Below are 953 nucleotides of genomic sequence, written 5' to 3'. Positions count from 1 at the left end.
TAATACTGTTCTTTAACGTTTGTCTATCTGTAGTTTGAATAGTTATTATAATTCGTGATGCTTGAAGCTTTTTCGCCCTTAATCTATACGCCGCTTTCTGTAATAAACTTAAAGCTACTATTCTAGCAGATTCAGTGTTACGTAGATTCGGTGCTAATACCTGACTATGACCTATTGTATTACTTGCTGTATTCTCATTAGATAAATCATAACCACGCAATAAATACCATAGCTTTGCCCCAACAATACTACCCCATTTTTTCTTGAGTTCTTGAGGTGAGCACTTGTATAACTGCCCAATTGTTTGGATTCCATAACCCCGAAGTCTACTATATGTACTTTTGCCTACTCCTGGTAAATCATATAGTTGCAACCCCAACAATCTCTCCGGTATATCTTCAGGACGTATTACTACTAAACCATTTGGTTTTTGCATATTAGACGCTATTTTTGCTAAATAGCGGTTAGGAGCTATGCCTACCGAACATTCTATACATTCACCTACATGATCTCTAATAGATTGCTTTATCAGCTTTGCTATATTAATAGCATTATCCTGATTACATAACTCTCCTGTAAGCCTGCATGCTGCCTCATCTATTGACAATATCTTATCTACATGTAAATGTTTCTCCACCTCTGCAAATATGGCCTTATGATATTTTGTATATTCCTCATGTTTAGATACAACGCACACTAGCTCAGGATATATCCTTTTCGCCTCAAATATTTTAGTTCCAGTACTAATACCAAGTTTCTTTGCTTCGTAACTGACAGCAATAGCACTGGTACTATCAGACAGATTAGCAACTACTGCTATGGGCTTACCTCTAAGCGTATGATCTAATTGTTGCTCTATTGTGGCAAAATAACTATTCATATCTAAATAGAGCCAATTTAATCGCTCCACTTTAGGTAAATTAATCATATTAAGTACATACTTAATTTTATAC

The 953-nt window shown here is 35.4% G+C and carries 1 protein-coding gene; it reads right to left on the bottom strand.

The genetic code is table 11. The features are described from left to right. The coding region (locus KYQ89_RS00055; RefSeq protein ID WP_218459767.1) for a DNA polymerase thumb domain-containing protein at positions 1 to 928 on the bottom strand (928 nt) is incomplete at its 3' end. Positions 929 to 953: the final 25 nt, after the last annotated feature.

This window comes from Rickettsia sp. TH2014 (assembly GCF_019249195.1).
Lineage (GTDB): Bacteria > Pseudomonadota > Alphaproteobacteria > Rickettsiales > Rickettsiaceae > Rickettsia > Rickettsia felis.
Note: the sequence above shows the minus strand (reverse complement) of the source record. Positions and strands in the feature narration are given on the sequence as shown.